General features: G+C 44.4%; 5 protein-coding genes. 2 read left to right on the top strand and 3 right to left on the bottom strand.

The genetic code is table 11. The features are described from left to right. Window positions 1-139: 139 nt before the first annotated feature. Window positions 140-2,164 carry a bifunctional tRNA (5-methylaminomethyl-2-thiouridine)(34)-methyltransferase MnmC2/FAD-dependent 5-carboxymethylaminomethyl-2-thiouridine(34) oxidoreductase MnmC1 gene (mnmC, locus tag A7968_RS07250; protein ID WP_064665943.1) on the top strand — a complete coding sequence of 675 codons (2,025 nt, stop codon included), beginning with the start codon at window positions 140-142 and terminating at the stop codon, window positions 2,162-2,164. Window positions 2,165-2,193: 29 nt separating this feature from the next. Further along, entirely contained in the window at window positions 2,194-2,529 is a 336-nt protein-coding gene (locus tag A7968_RS07245) for a hypothetical protein (RefSeq protein WP_157586672.1), read from the top strand. Window positions 2,530-2,638: 109 nt separating this feature from the next. On the opposite strand, the gene A7968_RS07240 is transcribed toward A7968_RS07245, so the two are convergent. The 3 genes from A7968_RS07240 to A7968_RS07230 are packed head-to-tail and all read right to left on the bottom strand — an operon-like array spanning window position 2,639 to window position 18,850. Then, window positions 2,639-16,456, bottom strand: a complete 13,818-nt coding sequence (locus tag A7968_RS07240; protein WP_064665883.1) for a tandem-95 repeat protein — start codon at window positions 16,454-16,456, stop codon at window positions 2,639-2,641. Further along, on the bottom strand, window positions 16,453-17,622 hold the full coding sequence (locus A7968_RS07235) for a TIGR03032 family protein (RefSeq protein ID WP_084448074.1): 1,170 nt from the start codon (window positions 17,620-17,622) through the stop codon (window positions 16,453-16,455). The genes A7968_RS07240 and A7968_RS07235 overlap by 4 nt, the downstream gene beginning before the upstream one ends. Window positions 17,623-17,677: 55 nt before the next feature. Next, window positions 17,678-18,850: a S8 family peptidase gene (locus A7968_RS07230; protein WP_064665882.1), complete on the bottom strand. Its 1,173-nt coding sequence runs from the start codon at window positions 18,848-18,850 to the stop codon at window positions 17,678-17,680. Between the last annotated feature and the right edge of the window lie 111 nt (window positions 18,851-18,961).

Below are 18,961 nucleotides of genomic sequence, written 5' to 3'. Positions count from 1 at the left end.
TTTACGCTGAAACTTACGACAAAGTGGTCAGCTTTCTAGCGTACACTTGTACTCTGAACCTCTAGCTTATAAATAACGCCAGACTATTTCAAAGAAAACACGTAAAATAATGAAAAAAAGTACTCATTTATTGCATGCCATGATCAAAAACGCTGAAATCCACTTTAATAACTTAGGTACACCCGTCGCAGACAATTTTAACGATGTCTATTTTTCAAACGATGATGGCCTGTCTGAGTCCGATTATGTCTTTTATCAACAAAATAATATGCCGTATCGGTTACAAAATCATGACCAAACTCATTTTGTTATTGCAGAAACAGGTTTTGGTACTGGACTTAATTTTTTAAATACCTGGCAGCAATTTAAAAATCATTTAACCAATAGGCAGCATCCTAATCGAGAAGTTCACAATTTAGAACAACAAAACGTGAAACGCTTACATTTTATTTCCTTTGAAAAGTACCCGATTAAAGCGACAGAGCTAAAAAAAGCCTTGCAAGTGTGGCCAACTTTAGCCCCTTTAACTGACCAGTTATTAAAAAAATATCCGATAAACCTCGCTGGCTGCCATCGTCTTGAATTTGATAATGGTCAAATTATTCTCGATTTACATTTTGGTGATGTACAAGAATCGATTGCAACAATGAGTAGCCCTGCGCAGGGGCTTATCGATGCGTGGTATCTTGATGGTTTTGCACCGAGTAAAAACCCCGAAATGTGGCAACAATCACTATTTAACGCAATGGTGAATCTTTCTCGCACTAGTGCAACCTTTGCCACCTTCACAGCAGCAGGTTTTGTACGCAGAGGGCTTGCAGAGGCCGGATTTACAGTACAAAAAGTAAAAGGCCACGGTAATAAAAGAGAAATGCTAACTGGTTATTTAACACAAGCTAATGATGCACACTCTACGCCAGCTTACTTTGCTCATCAGCCAAGTGCATTAAGCAATGTCGCGGTTATTGGCGGGGGAATTGCCAGTAGCGCGGTTATATATAGCTTAGCCAAGCGCGGTATCGGCGCTCAGTTATTTTGCCAAGACTCGCAACTTGCAATGGGCGCATCACATAATGTGCAGGGCGCAGTTTACCCACACTTACAAGCCAAGAATTCACCGCACAGTGAACTATTTGCACATAGCTTTTTATATGCAAAGCGCTTATATCAACAATTAACTGACAATGGTTTTAACTATGATCACCAATGGTGTGGGGTCCTGCAGCATGCAGTAAAACAACCCCTGGCCGATCGTCATCAAAGTATTGAAAGCAAACAGCTGTGGCCAACTGAGCTCATGCACAGCGTAACGCCAGAGCAAGGTGATGAAATTGCCGGTGTATGCACAGGCTATTCTGGTGTGTATTTTCCACTGGGTGGTTGGGTAAATCCCCCTCAATTAGTGAATGCGCTGTTTCAACAAGCTCAAGCGCTTACTGCTATTCAGAGCCATTTTAATTGTGACATCGAAGCACTAGAGAAAACCTCTCAAGGTTGGTTACTAAAAAGTCACGGACAACAATTTGGCCCATTTAGTGATGTCATTATTTGCGCGGGCGAACACAGTGACCGCTTTACGCAAACTCAGTCTTTGCCGATTGTTGGCGTGCGTGGTCAAGTGTCTCATGTGCAAGCAAGCGCAGCATCACGCCAGCTAAAAACAGTGTTATGCCATAAAGGTTATTTTACTCCCGCATACTTAGACCACCATTGCATGGGCGCAACGTTCGAGAAAAATTCAAAAAGCCGAGCGGTCACCGAGCAAGACAACCAAACTAACCGAGAGCAACTACTGAACTTTTATGGGCAAACCGAGTTTGCAACTAGCTTAGGAAAAGTCACTGCAGCCAAAGCCTCGGTACGGTGCAGTTTTATTGATCATCTGCCAATGGCGGGGGAATGGGCGCAGCAAAGTGATTATATACAAGCATTTGCCAATTTACGTTTGGGTAAACGTTACCAATATCAAGCCTTACAAAAACCGCAGCAAGGTTTGCACCTTTTAACCGGGTTTGGTGCACGCGGCTTATGCAGCGCGCCTTTGTGTGCGGAGCATTTAATTGCCGCTCTTAACAATGAACCACTGCCACTCAGTGAGCGAGTAAGCCAAGCTATTCACCCTGCTCGCTTTATTGTTCGCGATTTAATTCGTAATAAAATTTAACTTAGCCACACAAGTGCTTTGGAACTAACGTGATAAAAATAATAACACCACTACTGCTAACGATATGCCTAACAACCTTTACCTGTGCTGCGAATTTAGAGCGCATCCCCTTACCCGTGGACTTTAAGCAATCTTTAGAAATTAGTGATGACTACCCGCTAATACAAACTGGCTATGTTGCTCAGTCGATTTCAGCTGTAACCGCTTTCTATCAGCAAGCACTTGGACAGCCTGAACTGACAACAGGTGATAATACGCGTCGTACTTTGTTTTACACAATCGATAACAACACGGTTCGGATCAGCCTATATGTTCGTGACTACACCACCGAAATAGCCATTATGGTGACAGCTGCTAACAACTAAAGTCTCAAGAAATGGCAGATAAAACGAGGCTAATATGGTTTTTTTTGATATCGCTATAAAAGTCACCTATCGGCCTTATCATTGCCGATAGGTTATCCAAAGAGCGTAATTAAAACTGATATTGCAGACCGAGCGCCCATTCATTCACATCATTTTCACTCAACTTATAATGGCTATAGTTGATGGTAACCGCTGTATTTTCTAGTAACCAATAGGCTAATTGCGCCCCCAAATAGGGCCGCGTATTACTCTCATGATGCGATGAGGCCGGCTGCGAATTTAATTGGCTGTCAATGGTATAATGGTACTTAAATGCCCCAAGGTATACCTTACCTTTGAGTTGTTCAAATAACGGTAGTACGTATCCTAATTGTATTGCTGGTCCTTGTGACAAGATTGGAGCCGTAGTTGCAAAATCTGCTTGTGCAGTTGCAGGGTCAAGCGTTTCACCAACAAACGTATTCTTAGCCTCACCTAAATTAATATAGCGTACTCCAAATTGCCAATTCGTCGGTAAAGTATAATATGCCCCAATAGACCAGCTAACATCACTATCGTCATACTCACTGCGCACTAATTCATCTTGCTCCTTATAGCTGATAGCGCCCGCAACGGCGGCTTTCCCAAGTGTGCCATCAACAGACCAGTTACTTGCATATACAGGCGGGTTAATGATACTAACCGTTGCAAGTAATGCCCAAGGCGCAAGTTTTGGCTGACGACGAAGGAGCACGGCGCCAATTATAAGCAACACAATCCCCCCACCTAAACTCCCAGAAGAGCTATTTTCAATTATAGTGGCTTGATAAGCTTTAACAGTCACTTTCACCTCACCTTTAGCGGTTGCCCCTTTACTATCTGAAACTGTATATTCAACGAGGTCAATACCTTCAAAACCTGCTTTTGGCTGATAGCTCAATGTACTATCGGCGTTGATAGTCACCGAACCTTGTACAGCCGTTGCATTTGTAACAGTTAATAGGTCGCCATCTATATCACTATCGTTACTTAAAACATCAATAACTATTTGTGTGCGATCATTGGTTGCCGCTGTATCAGCTGCCGTTGTGGGTGCACTGTTGACAATAATGCTCACCTTCGCATTATCAAATGCGGTGCCGCCTTGGCCATCGGAGATACTGTAAGTGAGCGTATCTGTACCAATAAAGTCAGCAGGTGCGCGGTAACGTATTTGGTTATCAACAATACTTATCTGGCCAAAGTCCGCTATGGCACCCGTTAATATGAGTGTATCACCATCCGCATCAGTGTCATTACTAAGTACATCAAACATCATTTGCTCACCAACCGCTATGGTGATTGCATCAGGCTGAGTGATCGGCTGTGTATTATTACCCATTAATACTGCAACACCACCGGGGTCAACGATTTGTCCATTTTGCATCCCGTCTGCATCATTATCTCCACCATCGCTGATAAGTAATTGCACACACCAATCCCCTTCTTTAAGACCCACTTGCCACTGTGTACTTCCCGGTGCAGGGCAGTAACCACGTTCGCCATGGGCAGAATAGACCTGATCGCCATTGTCAGTATTAAAGTTTATCCATTCACCATTAATAAACTTACGATATACAGCCATTGCAGGGATTGGCATCCGTTGTGGGAATACGATTCGATAGCTATCTCCTATACGTTCAAGCTCAGATACAACAAAACTGAAATACCCACCTGTATTTATCATTGCGAGATCTTCAGGAAGCTGATCGGCAAATATTCGCATTGCTACAGTAATATTTTCGGTCTGGGTAAAGGTTTTTCTTAAACATGCTCCAGTTTCACCTTCCACAAGGAATTGCGATGTTTCAGCTATTTGCTCAGGCATCACATTACATGCGCTAATTGCGTCTAAATGATCAACTAAGCCATTATTATCAAGATCTTGATAGCCTTCAAAATTATCAGGCAATAAGTCATTGTCTGTATCTGTGTTAGTCAACTCAGGCAATCCAGCCACAACTTCAAAGTAGGCCGTAACTGTAGTTGCCAGACTTTGCGAAGCATCATCGGTTGCTGTCACTTGCACAGTGTAGACGCCAATATCGAGATCTTTGGCTGAGAAAGTAAACTCATGCTCAGAACTTGCTTGTTTGATAATTCGCTCATCATCAGCAAGCCAGCTGATTGATGTGCTATCGTCAGGATTGTTATCGGATACCATAGCTGTAATTGTAACCAAGTCATCATTAGCGAGTACAAAGGGCCTTTGCTCACTACCTTGACTGATCATGACACTAACATTAGGCGCTATATTCGCCTCAGATATGGTGATGGTATTAGAAGATTGACCTCCTAAATTAAGGCTTTCATCTAATGTAATTATAAGGGTTTCATCTGCCTCAACGACGTTATCAGCAAACACGGTGAAATTAATGTCTGCCATCACACCCGATTCAATGACAACTTCACCGCTAACTAAGTCATGGTCGTCTGCATCAGCACTGCCAGAAATGGTATAAGGCACCACCATTGGATAATCCAATGCCGGCCCATTTAAGTAAACATGGGTTGTATAGTTTTGTTGCTCCGCCACAATTCTATTTTTAGCTAAAGACACTTGCGGGTTAACCCTAACCTGCTGACTCGCAATCGCTACTCGACCATTACTATCAACCGCTTGCCAATATACTTGATGGATACCAGGTGCGAAGATGACCTTATTATCGAGCACAGATACCGCAAGTGGATTACCTTGGCTATCAATGGCCATCGCAGTGCCTAGATCAACTCGGGTAAATAAGCCGGTTGCATTAACTAAAATATCTGCAGGGGCTGTAATACTAGGTGCATTTTCGGCCCCATCAGTGATTGTTACAATTGCAGTGCCAGTACTTAGTGCTTGCTCAGGATCTGTGATTATATACTCAATTGTTACACTACCTTGAATGCTGGCCGACAGCTCATACTGTAACTGTTGCTCAACAATACTTAGCGTTCCGACCGATGCCTTAGCGCCAACAATCGTAATAGCATGACCATCAACATCACTATCATTTGCTAACACATCAAGCATATACCGACCACTTTGCTGATAAGGCAGGCTAAAGCTATCAGGCTCCGCAACAGGGGTATCATTGATTGAGCGAATAGTAATTGCTGCGGTGGCGATAGCTGACCTTGCTTCACCATCCGTAACTAAATAACTAAAACTATCATTGCCATGATAATCAGCTTGCGGCTGATAGCTAAACACTTGGCCCTGTAGCATTAAACTACCAAATTGTGGTTGCGTTACCACTTCAATCACTAAATTATCATTGTCGCTATCACTAACATCTGCGCTAATACTGATATTCGTGTCTTCATCAATAGTAAGCTGCATATCATTAGCAACAGGGGGGGCATTGACATAAGTAACATCAATACTAAATGGGCTAAGTGTATTACTGAGATCTCCGTCTGTTACGGTGATCAAAATATTACTGTGGATACCAACATCAGTGCGACTTGGCACCCCGGTTAGTAAACCCGTTGCGCTATTAAACGTGGCCCAATTTGGTTTATTGACAATGGTAAACATGAGGTTTGAATTATCAATATCTGACACCGTTGGCATAAAGCTGTAGCTCACATCTTGAGCAACTGTAAGCGTTGGTGTACCACTGATCATCGGTGCATCATTAACATTTACCACGGTGAGTGTGAATGGCGTTAAACTTTGCGTTGCAACTCCATCACTCACTGATAAGGTAATATCAGTGTAACTACCAACATCTGCATTACTAGGCACACCTAAAAGCTGCCCAGTTGTTGTATCAAATGCTAACCACTGCGGTTGATTTTCAATACTAAAACTAAGATTGTCGCCATCGTTATCAGTGGCCATTGGCATAAAGCTATACTGCGAATTTTCATTGACTGCGCCACTAGGCACACCTGTTATAGTCGGTATGTCATTAACACTGTTGATAGTGACTGATACTGTGCTCGGCGCTGAATCAAGCTGTCCATCATTGGCAATATAGCTAAACTCATCTTCTCCAAAGTAATTTGCATTACTTTGATAAGTCAGTTGTTCACCAGAGATAGTCGCCGTGCCGTGAGCTGGCTGTTCAACTATTGAATACGTTAAGGTGTCTCCTTCTATATCATTACCGAGCAAATTAATGACCACCGCTGTATCTTCGTCAACATTGGCACTTTGTGCACTGAGCGTTGGTGCATCATTTACTGCAGTAATAACTAACGAAACAGCTGTAGTTGCAGAATCTAACTGTCCATCATTAACAACAAAACTAAAGCTATCGCTGCCGTTGTAATTAGTGTTTGGCGTATATAACCAACTATCATTACTTTGTTGTACCAGCGCACCATGTAATGCGCCCTCTTCAATGCGATAGCTCAATACATCGTTTTCAATATCTGAGCCAATCAAGGTGATCAGTAGAGTATCATCTTCTGCTAACACTAGACTCTGTGCTATACCAAGCGGCGCATCGTTGACTGGTTCTACCGTCATAGTGACAGTAGCAACATTGGATACTGCGCCGTTGCTGTCTTTGACTGTGTAACTAAAGCTGTCGCTACCGAAGTAATTGGCGTTGGCTGTGTAAATAATTGCGCCTGTTACGGTTACTTGCGTTTGTCCATTGCTGGGCGCACTGACCACAGTAACACTACTGATATCTAAGCTATCACCGCTGTCAATATCACTGTCGTTACCCAGTATATTAACTTCAAACGAGCCTTCTTCTTGCAGTTGCGCGGTGTTATCAACGGCCACTGGCGCGTCATTCACCGCATTAATTGTTAACGTCACTGTGGCTGGAGTGGAGCTTAAGCCATCACTGTCCGTCAAGGTGTATGTAAAGCTAAACACCCCGTTGACATCTTGGCTCGGCGTTATCGCTAAGCTGCCATCAAGATTAACACTCACCTCAGCAAAGTCGTACATGCCGGCGCCTGTGCCTTTATTCTCTAAGCTGACGTTGGCAGCATTAAAGCCACTGTCTTCTACGTCTGAGTCGTTGGCTAAAATAGCCACCGTTGTTACAGTGTCTTCATCGGTGCTAATACTGTCATCAGCCACCACTGGGCGGTCATTCACAGCACCAATATTCACAGTCACCGTGGCGGGCAATGAGACCCCGCCTTCGCTGTCGGTTAAGGTATAACTGAAACTATCTTGTCCTGTCACGTTGGCATCTGGCGTGTACACAAAGGTGCCTGCAACTTGATCTAACACCACTTGCCCTGACGTTGGGCTGCTAACAATGGTGATATCCCCTGTTGGCGTAGTGTCTTCTACATCCGTTGCTAAACTGCGCAGGGCTGTTGCCACTGAGGGCGTGTCTTCATCCACATTGATATTCACAGCCTGTACCACAGGCATATCGTTCACTGGAGTAATAGTCACGGTGGCGGTTGCCGCGGCCGAAGTGTTCAACGCCGCATCTTTAACGGTGTAGGTAAAGGTATCAACCCCAGTTTCATTGGCGTTTGGAGTATACGTGGCAATGCCATTGGTGATACTCACCATGCCTTTACTCGCAGGTAAAACAATCGCCGCTGAGGCGGCCACTAAGTCCCCTTCGGCATCCGTGTCATTATCAACCAAACTAAAGTTAACCGCGGTGTCTTCATCGGTTGTTGCACTGTCACCCATGGCTATTGGCGCATCCGCCACGGCTGCTATCGTCAGGGTCACGGTATGCACCGCCGATAATGCGCCATCACTGTCGCGTACTTGGAAAGTAAAGCTGTCGGCATGATTTTCACTGCCGTCATGTTGATAGCTAAAACTGCCGTCACTGTTGAGTGTTAAGCTGCCAAATTGTGGTTGACTCACCCCGACCGCTGTCAGTGTATCACCCGTGTCATCATCGCTGGCATTACTCAATAAACCATTAGCAAGTGCCACGGTTAAGGTGGCTGCTTCATCAAGGTTAAAGCTGAAGTTCTGCCCAACCGGCGCATCATTGGTGTTGGTGACCATTAAGGTAAACGGCGCTAAGCTGGCACTTGCCGTACCATCGCTAACACCAATGGTGATATTGGCGTAGCTCCCCACATTACTGTTATCTGGCGTGCCCGATAACTCACCTGTATTGGTATTAAAATCAGCCCAGCTAGGTTTATTACTGATGCTGAAGCTCAAACTGTCACCATCAATATCATTTACTGAGGGTATAAATTGATACAGACTGTCTTCGCTTACCGTGGTATTAGCTGTACCGCTGATCGTAGGGGCATCATTCACATTGTTCACTGTAATATTAAAGCCACTCAATGCGGTGATAATTGCACCATCGGATACTGAAATTACAACATTGCTGGTCATACCTACATCGTCATTACTCGGCGTACCAGATAACTGCCCGGTGTTATTATCAAAACCAGCCCAGCTTGGTTTATTGGCTATGCTAAAGCTTAAGCTATCACCATCAATATCATTTGCTGTTGGGGTAAAGCTATATAATGCATCTTGATCCACATTGAGTGCCGGAGTACCGCTAATCATTGGCGCGTCATTGACGTTGACAACCGTTACGTTAAAGGCCGGTAAACTCACGGTATCCATGCCATCGCTGACACTGATAATAATATTGCTGTACACGCCAACATCACTATTACTTGCGGTGCCACTTAATAGCCCGGTAGTGCCATTGAAGCTCAACCAACTTGGTTTATTGGTAATGCTAAAGGTGAGGCTATCGCCTTCCGTATCGGCCGCAGTTGGAGTAAAGCTATACGCGATTTTCTCACTGATCGACAAGGTAGGCGTGCCGCTGATCACTGGCACGTCGTTCACACTAGTCACATTCACGCTAATGTCTGCCGGTGCTGAATCCACCGTGCCGTCGTTAGCAATAAAGCTAAATGAGTCTGTACCAAAAAAGTGGCTATCCCCTTGATACACAGCTTGTGAGCCTGTAAGTGTAACAGCGCCATTTTGTGGCTGTGTACTAATTTGATAGGTTAAAGTATCACCTTCTATATCACTCGCAGCAAGGCTGATAGTTATTGTACTATCTTCATTAACAGACACACTATCGGCGGTGGCGACCGGTGCATCATTGACTGCATTTACGGTCAAGCTTACGTTCACCGGTGCAGAATCTAACGCGCCATCATTAGCAATAAACGTAAAACTATCACTGCCATTGAAATCAGGGGTTGGTGTGTACAACCAGCTATCACTGCTTTGCTGGCTCAGCGTTCCTTGTGTTACATCATTATCGATACGATACGTTAAACTGTCATTTTCAATATCTGTTGCAAGTAAGGTAATCAATAAACTTGCATCTTCATCCAGGCTAAGCGTTTGCGCTTGTGCCACCGGCGCATCGTTGACTGGTTCTACCGTCATAGTGACAGTAGCAACATTGGATACTGCGCCGTTGCTGTCTTTGACTGTGTAACTAAAGCTGTCGCTACCGAAGTAATTGGTGTTGGCTGTGTAAATAATTGCGCCTGTTACGGTTACTTGCGTTTGCCCATTACTGGGCGCACTGACCACAGTAACACTACTGATATCTAAGCTATCACCGCTGTCAATATCACTGTCGTTACCCAGTATATTAACTTCAAACGAGCCTTCTTCTTGCAGTTGCGCGGTGTTATCAACGGCCACTGGCGCGTCATTCACCGCATTAATTGTTAACGTCACTGTGGCTGGAGTGGAGCTTAAGCCATCACTGTCCGTCAAGGTGTATGTAAAGCTAAACACCCCGTTGACATCTTGGCTCGGCGTTATCGCTAAGCTGCCATCAAGATTAACACTCACCTCAGCAAAGTCGTACATGCCGGCGCCTGTGCCTTTATTCTCTAAGCTGACGTTGGCAGCATTAAAGCCACTGTCTTCTACGTCTGAGTCGTTGGCTAAAATAGCCACCGTTGTTACAGTGTCTTCATCGGTGCTAATACTGTCATCAGCCACCACTGGGCGGTCATTCACAGCACCAATATTCACAGTCACCGTGGCGGGCAATGAGACCCCGCCTTCGCTGTCGGTTAAGGTATAACTGAAACTATCTTGTCCTGTCACGTTGGCATCTGGCGTGTACACAAAGGTGCCTGCAACTTGATCTAACACCACTTGCCCTGACGTTGGGCTGCTAACAATGGTGATATCCCCTGTTGGCGTAGTGTCTTCTACATCCGTTGCTAAACTGCGCAGGGCTGTTGCCACTGAGGGCGTGTCTTCATCCACATTGATATTCACAGCCTGTACCACAGGCATATCGTTCACTGGAGTAATAGTCACGGTGGCGGTTGCCGCGGCCGAAGTGTTCAACGCCGCATCTTTAACGGTGTAGGTAAAGGTATCAACCCCAGTTTCATTGGCGTTTGGAGTATACGTGGCAATGCCATTGGTGATACTCACCATGCCTTTACTCGCAGGTAAAACAATCGCCGCTGAGGCGGCCACTAAGTCCCCTTCGGCATCCGTGTCATTATCAACCAAACTAAAGTTAACCGCGGTGTCTTCATCGGTTGTTGCACTGTCACCCATGGCTATTGGCGCATCCGCCACGGCTGCTATCGTCAGGGTCACGGTATGCACCGCCGATAATGCGCCATCACTGTCGCGTACTTGGAAAGTAAAGCTGTCGGCATGATTTTCACTGCCGTCATGTTGATAGCTAAAACTGCCGTCACTGTTGAGTGTTAAGCTGCCAAATTGTGGTTGACTCACCCCGACCGCTGTCAGTGTATCACCCGTGTCATCATCGCTGGCATTACTCAATAAACCATTAGCAAGTGCCACGGTTAAGGTGGCTGCTTCATCAAGATTAAAGCTGAAGTTCTGCCCAACCGGCGCATCATTGGTGTTGGTGACCATTAAGGTAAACGGCGCTAAGCTGGCACTTGCCGTACCATCGCTAACACCAATGGTGATATTGGCGTAGCTGCCCACATTACTGTTATCTGGCGTGCCCGATAACTCACCTGTATTGGTATTAAAATCAGCCCAGCTAGGTTTATTGATAATACTAAAGGTATGAGTATCCCCTGTATCGCTGTCGGTTAGTGTGGGTATAAAACTATACGCCGCGTCTTCTGCTGTTGTTGTGCTGGGTGAGCCACTTAACACCGGTGCGACATTGTATTTTTTAGTTACTGTGGCAGTTACTGCTGCGCTGGCATTACCTGCAGCGTCTGTAATTATTGCAGAGATCGTTAACACTCCCTCTGCCAGTGTTGTAACATCGATACCCGTAATTTGCTGTGCCACAGCACTAATAGTTGCTATACCGCTGACCGAGTTACTACCATCACTCACTTGATATGTCAGCGAGCCACTCCCTTCAAGGTTCGTTAACGTAACACTCATCGCGGATTCATTACTGGCATTTATTACACTCTGATCCACACTTACCGCATGGCCTGTTGGCGCAGTATTATCCAATGTAATGGTTGTGGTTGCTGCCGGTGACATATTACCAGCGCTATCAGTTTGCGTTGCCGATACTGTTAATGTGCCATTACTTAGCGCACTGATATCTAATTCACTCCCGCTGAGTGTCCAGTTGCCACTGGCATCGGCGGTGACAGACTGACTCTGCCCACCTATATTTACATTCACGCTGGCATTTGCTTCAGCACCAGCACCTGTCACTAATACACTGTCATCTTCACTAGCATTAACAATGTCATCAACTTCTATGGGGGTATTGATCGTAACTGCTGTTGGTGCGCTATTATCTAAGGTGATTGTAGTGGTAGCTGCTACTGAGGTATTACCTGCGTTATCCGTTTGCGTTGCCGATACCGTTAATGCGCCATTACTTAGCGCACTAATATCTAATTCATTGCCGCTGAGGGTCCAGTTACCACTAGCATCCGCGGTAACAGACTGACTCTGCGCACCTATATTTACATTAACGCTGGCATTGGCTTCAGCACCAGCCCCCGTGACTAATACACTGTCATCTTCACTAGCATTAACAATATCATCAACTTCAATCGGGGTATTAATAGTCAACGCCGTTGGCGCAATGTTGTCCAATGTGATGATTGTGGTTGCAGCGGGTGAAACATTGCCCGCACTATCGGTTTGCGTTGCCGATACCGTTAATGCGCCATTAACTAGCGCACTGATATCTAATTCACTGCCACTGAGGGTCCAGTTACCGCTACCATCAGCTGTGACCGAGGTATTCACGCCATCAATATTAACATTAACCGTAGCACCCGCTTCGGCGCCCGCACCGTTGATCACCAGAGCATCGTCTTCTGTTGCGTTTACCACGTCATCACCGGCAATCGGGGTATTAATTGTCACTACTGTTGGCGCAGTGTTATCTAAGGTGATCGTGGTAGTAGCGGCGGCAGAGATATTACCAGCACTATCGGTTTGCGTTGCCGATACCGTTAATGTGCCGTTACTTAATGCACTGATATCTAATTCATTCCCGGTGAGGGTCCAGTTGCCACTGGCATCTGCGGTAGTTGCGGCATTCACTCCGTCAATACTTACATTAACCGTAGCCCCCGCTTCTGCACCTGCACCGCTTACCAATACGGCATTGTCTTCAGCCGCGTTTACTAGTCCATCAACTGCAATCGGGGTATTAATCGTGACCGCTGTTGGCACACTATTATCTAAGGTGATTGTAGTGGTAGCTGCTACTGAGGTATTTCCTGCGTTATCCGTTTGTGTTGCCGATACCGTTAATGCGCCATTACTTAGCGCACTAATATCTAATTCATTGCCACTGAGAGTCCAATTACCGCTAGCATCCGCGGTGACAGAAGCATTCACGCCATCAATATTAACAACAACGGTGGCACCAGCTTCTGCACCCGAACCACTAACAAGTACACTATTGTCCTCACTCGCATTTACAATATCATCAGTTGCAATAGGTGTATCAATTGTTAAGGTAGTTGGAACTAAATTATCGAGTTCTATTTGAGCCGTCGCAGTAGGTGAGATATTACCAGCACTATCGGTTTGCGTTGCCGATACCGTTAATGCGCCATTAACTAGCGCACTAATATCTAATTCATTGCCGCTGAGAGTCCAATTACCGCTACCATCAGCTGTGACCGAGCTATTCACGCCATCAATATTAATATCAACCGTAGCACCCGCTTCGGCGCCCGCACCGTTGATCACCAGAGCATCGTCTTCTGCTGCGTTTACCACGTCATCACCAGCAATCGGGGTATTAATTGTCACTGCTGTTGGCGCAGTGTTGTCTAAGGTGATCGTGGTAGTAGTGGCGACAGAGGTATTGCCTGCGCTATCAGTTTGCGTTGCCGATACCGTTAATGTGCCATTATTTAATGCACTGATATCTAATTCATTCCCGCTGAGTGTCCAGTTGCCACTGCCATCTGCGGTAGTTGCGGCATTCACTGCGTCTATACTTATATTAACCGCGGCATTCGCTTCAGCGCCTGCTCCCGTTATCAGTACAGTGTCGTCTTCACTCGCATTAACAATATCGTCGCCTTCAATGGGGGTGTTGATTGTTAAACTAGCTGGGGCACTTTTATCTAATAACAAAGTCAGGCTACTGTTGTTCAAGCTATTGTTTGCTGGATCTGTAGCGATAAAAGTAACCGCAATTGCGCTACCTTCTTGCATATTACCATTACTATTAAGTGCTGCTGTGGTAATGCTATAGGTACCATCACTATTATCGGTTAATGATGAAGAACTACTAAAGTCGCTATCTAGCACAGTTAGATCTGCAGTGACAATTAACCCCGCCTCCCCTAAATTTAAATTAAAGGTAATAATCTCACCGGATTTATAGGTGCCATCGCCAGTTTGTATCACTGATGTATATACGGGTGCTGTGGTATCAATCGTAAATGCTGGGATACTTAATACACTACTGGTATTATTCGCCGCATCGGTAACCGTCACACTACAGTTATTGTAAGTGCCATCGGCGAGTACACTGTTATTATCTGTCTGAGTTAGCGTAACCGTATTATTTCCTACTGACGCAGTTGTTGAGCTAGATAAACCACAACTTCCTGCAACACTAATTGTGCCAGCTTCATTACTAGAAAATATAAAATTCGGAGTACTATCGTTAGTCGGTGTAGTCACTGCCGTGACTAAAGCAATCACAGGCGCGGTGTTATCATCGTCATCTAAAATAGTCAGTGTTTGTTGCTGTATACCACTTTCACTAGCGCTGCCGCCTGAAACAGAGTTCAGATCAATGACAATCGTTTCTGTTCCTTCCTCGGTAGCATCATCAATACTCGTTATGGCTGTAGTTGTATTAATATCTCCTGCAAATATAGTCATACTACTAACAGGCGTATTATAGTCACTACCTGAAGTTGCTGTTCCTGAATAACCCAAATTAACAGTTACATTTTCATATGTCGGCACACTCAATGTTGCCGAAAGAGTACTAGAACCGCTATTTTCAGTAAGGTTAGTATCAGTCAAGCCAAGAGACACCACAGGGGCAGACTCCGCATCAATGATTGTCACAGTCACCGCAGAGCCCGTAATAGTTCCAGTGCTCGCAGAGCTAAGACTCACCGCGAAGTTTTCGTTTACAGCAGCATCATAAAATGTGTCGGGCTTACCTGTCGCAGTTACACTACCACTTGTACTTCCGGCATTTATCGTTACTGTCGCACTATCAACTATATAATCTAGATCGCTACCACTATTATTAGTGTCGTTAAATGCAAGCGCCGTAGTAATCGCAACAGGCCATTGATTGTTCAAACTATTACTGAGAGACACCGTAATTACCTCAGTGTCACCGTCTTCGCCTAAGTTACCATCTGCAGTCGATACACTCACATTGGGTAAATTAGCGTAAATAGCATCATTTGCCTGTGTAATAGCAGTGTTATAAGTACTACTGGTATTACCCGAAGAATCACTCAAGGTAATACTAACAGGCACATTTGAGCCGGCAGCAATATCTTGTCCACCATCTGTAATGGTGAACTGAGCGGTATAGGTCGAGTTATTGGTTTTGCTTAAATTGGTCACCGAATAACCGGCAATAGTGCCTGAAATTCCACCACTGCCTGTTGTATAATTATCACTATCGTTACTGACAGTAATTGTTGCGGTAACTGTATCACCCACTTTAGCGCTACTATTTGCAATACTTACATTGCTTATGGCTGGAGCTGTTGTATCTACACCAGTACCTTGTAAAGCGATGTTATACGAAGATTCATCGCTGTCATTACTGGTAATACGTAAATTACCGCTCACTGAAGCAAGCGACGTAGTTGCAAAAGCAACGACCACACTGCAAGAAGCACCCGATACTAAGGTTGCAGGAAAAGGACCACAACCATTATTTTGAACAGAGAAATGGCTCGCTCCTGCTGTTATGGCTATATTAGAGAGAGTTAGGTTGGCATTACCCGTATTTTTAACTAAAAACGTTTTTGTTATAGCAGAGCTACCATTAGCCTCGACATTGCCAAAATTCTCACTGAGTGTCGTGCTACCATTTTCAAGTACATCAATTTCAGGCGCAGGTGCTGGGCCACCACAAAACCCGAAAGTACCACCTTGGATATTACAGCTAAAGGTTCCGGTTACGTAAGTAAGGCAATAGCCAGTTGTTAATAAGCAATAATCATCAAATGCAAATACTTTTCTTATCATTGTATCGCTGGCACTGATGTCACTATCACCTGACACTATACTTGTTTCTGTAACTGAGGTATTTAACAAACCTTGCTCGCGCAAAAACGCCATAGTTTGTTGGGCATCGTTATTATCTGCAGTACCCGCTTGCACATTTTGTGTTGCTTTTTTATTGCCAGCGGCAAATGCATCAAATGGATTAACCTTATTACTTTGCTTTTTAATTTCATAAGGTTGAAATTTACTTTCCATATTATTCATGCGTATACTACGGCGTGATGAAGCCACAGAAGCAAACGCACCACCACTTAGTAACACTGGCAGTACTGCACTTAATATGGTTCTTTTTACTGGCACAACATTCATGTCATTGACTCCTGATAAAACTCAAACAAGTGGCTTGCTAAGCTATCTGAGCTTTGAATAATTTCTGGTACTAGAGTATTTGGGAGTACAGCAATATCGTAAAGCTGCTGTACATCGCCGTTAAATTCCACGCTGGCGATAATTTCGCCATTTTTCACATCAATTAACCATACGCCACAACGACTATTTTCAGCGCCTAACTGCTCATCAAGCGGTATTTTATTGCGATGTTTACTCGCACGAATTTTACTTGTTGCAACAATTAATAAATCACCAAAAAAAATCATTCCACGGGTAAAACCGGGTAAAACACACAGCACTTTTGTTTCACCATTACTCGGGTTGTATGATTGCACTTCGCCTCGTCCTGACTCACAGTAGTAAACCAAGCCTTGGTAACACCTTGGCGAGTGCGGCATGATCAACCCTGTTTTTAATATTTTATTCGTTTTTATATCAATCAAGGTGCCATCTAATTGATTGGATGTTCGCCAAGCATCTTTTTGATTAGCTTGGTTAAACGTTGTGACATAACGCGGCTCGCCCGCCAATAAAGCCATACCATTAAGATGACAACGATCCTCTGCCACCAGCTCTGAAATAAACGGTGGTTGCCAGCAAGCAACAAAACTATAGTCTGAGTTCAATTTAGAAATACATGAAAAGGCCGAATTCACCACCCATAACCCTTCATTTCCCCATGCAATATCGTGGATATTAATCATTCCAGTAGTTAAAGCAGCACGTTGTGTAAATAGCGAATCAGCCTGTTTAATCGCATTGAGTTGTGCAGCCCGTTGCTGCAATTGCTCGGTCATTTCTGGATTTTGCAGCTTCGCAGGCAATGTTTCTAAGTTATCTAAATATCCCGATTTCACACTTTTTAGAGAAATATCACTACGTTGAAAATTAATAACCTGATTTAATGTACCTATCGTTATGCGATTTTTATCAGCATAAATTCCCATCGGCCTTGGGAATGCAATTAGATTGGTATCTAATTTACCTTTAACTGTACGCAACAAAATAAGCCGCTGTGCTTGGTAACTCGTCACTGCTAACGTAACCCCTAACAGAGATAAAATAGCGGGTAAGTTGCTTGTATAGTTACTTTTAAAATCAAACGGTTGTTGACTGCCACTCGATTCCCTATCATGTGTTTCCATGCTATACCTATAAATAAATACTCAACCAACAACAGCTAACTCAAATTAAGTTATGCTAACTAGCTGTTACAAAAGAGTTATTCCAATACATATTAAGCTGCTGTAATGTCGGCTGCACATCACACGCTAAAGCCTGTGCAAGTGATGCCGACACTAATGCTGCGGACGAGGACGTACCACCAAATAAACGATAGCCATCACGATCTGTAGTGAGTACGCCAAACGGAGCGAATACATCAACGCACGGACCAAAGTTTGAGAAATTTGCCACTGTGCCTTGTGCCGTTTTCGCCCCTACAACAATCACCGAATCTAATTGTGCTAGGTGATTAGCTTCACAAGCTGGGCGCGCTTCATTTCCTGCTGCAACAACAATATAAGGTCGGTGCTGCATAGCGGCTAATTCATCAATCACATTCATTGCCAAGTCCGACATAAAGGGCATAACCCAACTACAGTTAATCACCTGCGCTTTCATCATTTTGGCCACGTTAAATGCAATTATTAGCGACGAGGTCCACGTAGTAACCTGACGAATAGCAATCAATTCACTATCAGGTGCCCCACCATCAACTACGCTACCATCTTGTTTCGCCACAATAAGCCCCGCCACTAAATTGCCATGGTAGTCACGGCTACTTTGCGGCGTTGCAACTAAAGCCATTGTTTCTACGTCGTAGGAAAATAAAACATTAAGATCACTAAACTCCTGGTGTGAAAAATCAAAACCATCATCAATAATCGCCACTCGCACAGCTTTAGGAGTCTTACATTGTCTGGCTATAGCTACCGGTGCTAACAGTTGAGGTATCGTTTGACTAAGAGGATGACTGGCAGCGCTTTTTCCTTGCGGTGCAACATCTGGCTGTACTGCAATAATTTCAGTTATTGCTTGCAAGGTCGTTAATACTGCGGGCAGGGTATTAGGCTTTAAGGTTAACCAATAAATATTAGCCTCGCGCAGCTTTGCCAATATTTGCAAATTTGTAATATCTTTATGTAAAGTTTTGATTTGCTCTGCTGATAATTTGCTTTTAACAATTAGCCGTTGATTTAGCGAAAATAATTGCCCGTTTATATCACTCAATACTGTGTCTTGTAATTGCCCAAACAGAGCCACTCGCTCACCATTATTGGCAAACGTTAAAACAGGCTGGGGCTGCTGGCTCAACACTTTACTGTGCAAAAAAAGCACAGCAAGCAGCAAAAACACCTTCGCAATTATCACAGTATCCTCCGAGTAAAAAGACGGCCCCCCTTTCACTACCCACCAATATAGGAACAAGCCATGTTTAAATTCTATTTAAATCACACATAACAGTTTCGCTCATGTCCATTG

It is taken from the genome of Pseudoalteromonas prydzensis, from assembly GCF_001661495.1.
Taxonomy (GTDB): Bacteria; Pseudomonadota; Gammaproteobacteria; order Enterobacterales; family Alteromonadaceae; genus Pseudoalteromonas; species Pseudoalteromonas prydzensis.
This window is presented reverse-complemented; position numbering and strand designations above follow the sequence as displayed.

Coding starts and splice junctions, on each gene's coding strand:
- mnmC (WP_064665943.1), top strand. CDS start 140: ATGATCAAAAACGCTGAAATCCACTTTAATAACTTAGGTACACCCGTC.
- A7968_RS07240 (WP_064665883.1), bottom strand. CDS start 16,456: ATGAATGTTGTGCCAGTAAAAAGAACCATATTAAGTGCAGTACTGCCA.
- A7968_RS07235 (WP_084448074.1), bottom strand. CDS start 17,622: ATGGAAACACATGATAGGGAATCGAGTGGCAGTCAACAACCGTTTGAT.